At 48.2% G+C, this 680-nt stretch carries 1 protein-coding gene; it reads right to left on the minus strand.

All coding sequences use genetic code 11. The features are described 5' to 3' along the window. On the minus strand, positions 1–217 hold a 217-nt coding region (locus B2400_RS05020; protein ID WP_293931521.1), incomplete at its 3' end, for a hypothetical protein. Positions 218–680 lie beyond the last annotated feature (463 nt).

The following is a 680-nucleotide window of genomic DNA, read 5'->3' on the forward strand; positions in this document are numbered from 1 at the left end:
AGCTCCGACGGCTCAGAACCCTTGCTCTCCCAATACAGACCCCATACAGAACCCAATCAAGCCCGCTCGGCAAGGGCTCTGATAGGGGAGAGCAAGGTTCCTGCAAAAGCTTTGACCCAAGCCAATCCCCTTCCAGGCCCCTTCCAATCCCCGATTTCCCTCCACAAACCCCCGGAACCGCCCTTTTAGCATCGTCTTTCAATAAATTATTGCTCACATTGCTAGCGAGTTACGCTATTCCGCTAAAAATATTCGTTTGCAGGTCTTGGAAGTATGGGTGTTTTGTCCCTATCTTTGCACCACTCCGCAAGGGAGGGACGGCCGAAACGGCCATGACATCGGGAAGGAAAGAGCAGGATCTGCAGGGCTGAAAAGCACCCAGGATCCACCTCAAAAAAAGCCCCAAAAAATATTTTAAAATAAATTTTGGGAATTAAAAAAAACCTTCTACCTTTGCAGTCCCAACTACGGGGAACGGCTGAGAGCGCAAGGCTCGAAGCTCAGAAAACTGAAAGTTTGAGCGCCACGGAAACAAGGTGCACAACATAAGAGGAGCGGAAGCGTGATGCGGAAGCGAAAAGTTCTTTAAGAAATAATGATCATGTAGCGCAGCGAGTAGACGCAAGTCGAAAGTTGAACAAGAAGATTTTTTAAATCATTTCAACCAGATCGGAACCAGG

Origin of the sequence: Sphingobacterium sp. UBA6645, from assembly GCF_002455685.1 — a bacterium.
In the GTDB taxonomy this organism is placed as follows: Bacteria; Bacteroidota; Bacteroidia; order Sphingobacteriales; family Sphingobacteriaceae; genus Sphingobacterium; species Sphingobacterium hotanense.